General features: G+C 51.0%; 3 protein-coding genes and 1 pseudogene. 1 reads left to right on the top strand and 3 read right to left on the bottom strand.

The features are described from left to right. A pseudogene (locus ACTHSP_RS18490) lies at nt 1-225 on the top strand (signal recognition particle protein); the annotation flags it as partial. A 166-nt stretch (nt 226-391) separates the two neighbouring features. Here ACTHSP_RS18490 and ACTHSP_RS18485 read toward each other — a convergent pair. From ACTHSP_RS18485 to ACTHSP_RS18475, 3 genes are all read right to left on the bottom strand, one after another. Next, nucleotides 392-1,087: a thiol:disulfide interchange protein DsbA/DsbL gene (locus ACTHSP_RS18485; RefSeq protein ID WP_003683989.1), complete on the bottom strand. Its 696-nt coding sequence runs from the start codon at nt 1,085-1,087 to the stop codon at nt 392-394. Between the two features lie 170 nt (nt 1,088-1,257). Then, nucleotides 1,258-3,369, bottom strand: coding sequence for a TonB-dependent receptor (locus ACTHSP_RS18480; protein ID WP_440346634.1), 2,112 nt, complete (start codon nt 3,367-3,369; stop codon nt 1,258-1,260). 159 nt (nt 3,370-3,528) lie between these two features. Beyond that, nucleotides 3,529-3,929: alpha/beta hydrolase (locus ACTHSP_RS18475; RefSeq protein ID WP_440346633.1), on the bottom strand; the 401-nt coding region annotated here is incomplete at its 5' end.

The raw sequence follows: 3,929 nt of genomic DNA, 5'->3' as shown, positions 1-3,929 counted from the left end.
TCGATGACCCCTAAAGAACGCGCCAACCCTGCCCTGCTCAAAGCCAGCCGCAAACGCCGTATTGCAATGGGTGCGGGCACAACCGTGCAGGAAGTGAATAAATTGCTCAAACAATTTGAACAAATGCAACAAATGATGAAGATGTTCAGCGGCAACGGTTTGGGCAAACTGATGCGTTTGGCCAAAGGCATGAAGGGAATGAAAGGCATGTTCCCGGGTTTGTAAGCCGATTTGACAGAAAACGCCGTCTGAAAAGTTTCAGACGGCGTTTTGGTTTTGCATTCTGATTTAAAACCATGAGGCTTTAGCAACCATCTATTCTATAACGTCTAATATAAAAGGCCGTCTGAAATCCTATTTTCAGACGGCCTTTGCTTATTCAACCTTCAACTTATTGCGGCTTTTTCTGCTCTTCGCGTACTTTGTCCACCAACTGATCAATCGTGGTCATGCCGGACTGCCAGTCTTTAAATTCGACTTGGTATTTGCCGCCGACGATAACGGTCGGTGTGCCACTGATTTGGAATTTATTGGTTAACTCTTCCATTTGAGCTGCACGCGCTTGGCTTTCAGGAGCTTCAAATGCAGCCAATACTTTTTTGCCATCAAATGCAGTTTGCTCTGACAACCATTTTTTCAGGGTATCGGTATCGGCCAGATTGATTTTTTGATTAACCATTGCATCGAAAATATGGCTGTTGGCTTTATCTGATTCGCCAGCCATTTCCACTGCAGCGGCCAAACGTGCCAAAGGTTTCATTTCGTCGCCCCAAATCACATGCTCGCGACGCAGGTAGGTATCGTCTTTGAACGTTTTGGTGTGCTCACTCAAAACCGGCTCCAAATGGGCGCAATGCGGGCAGAAGTAGCCGAAGAATTCCAATACTTCGACTTTGCCGGCCTGTTGTTGCGGAATAGGCGTAGACAATACAGTGTAGTTCACGCCTTCGGTCAATGGGGCTGGCGCTGCCGGAGCGGATGCGCTGCTTTGGGCGCTGTCTGCCGGAACGCTGGTTTCAGCCTGTTTGCCGCAAGCGGCCAATGCCAACAGGGTCAATGAAGTCAAAGCTAAGGTTTTCAATTTCATAGGTATCTCTTTACATTCAAATCAATGTGCGGATTTTATGGCATTTTGTTGAAGGCGTGTTCAATTTGAGTGAAAAAATATGTTTAGTTTTATTTCAGCCTTTATAAAGGCCGTCTGAAATATGGCTTGGATAATTAGCCTTATTTTCAGACGGCCTTTGCCTGATTTCATCAGAAACGGTAATTTACCCGAGCAGTATAGCCACGCGGATTACCCGGCATAGAGCCCGAACGCCAATATTTTTGATTGAGCAGATTGGCAGCGGCAAAGGTAACGTTAACATTTTTATGGTTCCAGCCGAGCATGGCATCAACTCGGGCAAAGCCTGGAAGCGTGGTGACTTCTTTATTTCTTGAATCGTAGCCGTAGCGTTTGCCCGTACCGGTTACGCCGATTTCGCCGTAGAGGTTTTCGGTCGGCGTGTAACGGAAGAACAGGTTGCCGGTAACGTTGCTGGTGTTGTCCAAATGGATGCCCACTCGGTCGGGATTTTCTTTGTCTTCAACGACTTTCGCCTGCATCATGCCCAACGAGCCGCGCAGATAGAGTTTTTTGGGGATGATTTGTCCGATGGCGGACAGTTCCACACCGCGCGAACGGTGTTTGCCGCCGACAGCCCAAGTGTAGGGATCATTTTGCGCGTCGGGACGGTAGCGGATATTGAAGCGTTCGATTTGGTAGGCGGACAATGTGGTGCTGAGGCGGTCGTCCAGCCAACTGCTTTTGACACCGGTTTCGTATTGGCGGGTGTATTCGGGATCGGCGTTGAACACGGCGGAAGACGAAGTGTCGATGCTCAAATAGCCGTCGCGTCCGCCATAAGGTGCGAAGCCTTTGTTATACGAGGCGTAGAGCGTGTGGGCAGGCGTTACGTTCCACACTGCGCCGATGTTGGGGCTGAACGAATGGCCGCTGTATTGACGGCTGCTGCCGGTGAGTTTGTTTTCGGAATTAAAGGTGTATTTGTCGTAACGGCCGCCGAGGACGAATTTCAAGTCGGGCGTGGCGGAGAAGATGTTTTGCACAAAGATGCCGTAGGAGTCGGCTTTGTGGCGGTTTTGGGTGAGGACGGGTTGCAGCCTGCCCGAAGCCGGCCAGCTTGCGCGGTCGTAGGGGTTGATGGAGGCTGTAAAGGCGCGGCTGAAACCCAATGTCGGGTTGCGGTGTTCGCGGCTGTAATCCAAGCCTATGGTCAGGTGGTTTTCAAAACGGCCGATGTGGTAGTCGCCGTTGAGCGTGAAGTTGGACGACAGGGTTTTGTTGTCGGTCTGCTGCCAGGCGTAGTTGCGCTTGATTAGGCTGCCGTTTTCGCTGCCTGCATAGAAATGGTCGAAATCCTGCGCCGCCGTGCGGTGGGCGAGCTGCCATTGGGCGCGCCATTTGTCGTTGAAGGCGTATTCGAGGTCGGAACGCCAGACTTGCAGCTTGTCTTTGACAAAATCGTTCGGGTGGGCGAAACCCATGCGGTAAGGCAGTCCGAAGCGGTCGTACACGGACTTGGTCGGACTGCGGTCGGGCGTGCGCTCCACATTGTCGTAGGTGTATTGCCCCGTCCATTTCAAGCCGTTGTCGAGTTTGACGGTAATGCTGGGCGAAACCATGACGTTTTTGCTGTCTATGCCGCTGCGGAACGAATTGGCGCGCCCGACTTCGCCGGTGAGGCGGATGGCGACGTTTTTGTTCAGCACTTCGTTGATGTCCATATTCAGGCTGCGGTTTGCCCACGAGCCATAAACCGCACCGATGCTGCGGCTTTGTTTGAAGTTGGCGTATTTGCTGACCATGTTGATGACGCCGCCGCCGTTGGTGCGTCCGTAAAGCACGGAAGACGGACCTTTCAGGATTTCCACGCGCTCGATGTTGGCAGTACTACGGCGCACCTGCCCACTTTCGCGCACACCGTCACGGTAAATATCGGATGCGTCGGCTTGAAAGCCGCGCAGGAAAATGCTTTCGCCGCGCATATCGTAAGCGGCGTCAATGCCGGCATTGCCTTCAAGGATGGAACTCAAATCGTTTGTGCCGTAATTTTTGTTTTTCTGGATATTGAGCGTATCGACGGTTTGCGGCGTTTCTTTAATGAGCTGTCCGTTGCGGGTAACGGCGGCTTCGTCATAGTTGATGTAGCCTTTGAGTACGCTGGTATCGGACTGTCCGACCACAGAAACAGTGGGCAAAGTAGCGGTGTAATGTTCACCATTGTCCTGCGTATCGGCGGCAGCAACAGGGAAGGAAGCGATAATCAGCGTGGGTAATAAAGCCAAATGAAATGGTATTTGCATTTTTATACTCAATTTAACGAAACAACCGAATTATATTGCTTCAAAAAAGAAATGAGAATAGTTTCTTTTAATTATATTTAACATGATATTTGTAAACAAAGGCCGTCTGAAATACATATCGGTTTCAGACGGCCTTTGTTTATTAATAGACACTTCAAACTACTTACTCAACAGCATTTCCTGCATCAGCTTCATGCCCCATTGCCAGCCACCGAGTGCACCGTTCAACTGGCCGGAATGCGGCGATTGAAGCAGGCGTGCATGCCAGCGGTCGGCCTGTTCTTGCGCCCAATCGCGTGGCGTGCCGTTTTTTTCGGCGATAACCAACGCTGTACGGCAAGGGCAGCGGACACGCTGGAATGTATGGATTTCGTCCTCGGGAAAAGCTTCTGGACGCGGCGAGACCAAAATAATATTGGTCAGGCGTTTTTGCGTCATGATGTCGGCTTGATACAGCCATGCTAAAAATGCGGACACGCCGGCACCATGAGCCACGACGGCAATATTTCTGCTGACGATATGGTCGAAGGCCGTCTGAATGGCGTGTTGCCATTCGGAAA

This window comes from Neisseria sp. P0001.S005 (assembly GCF_051963715.1).
The sequence above is the reverse complement of the archived record's forward strand: the minus strand, read 5'-3'. Positions and strand labels throughout refer to the sequence as shown.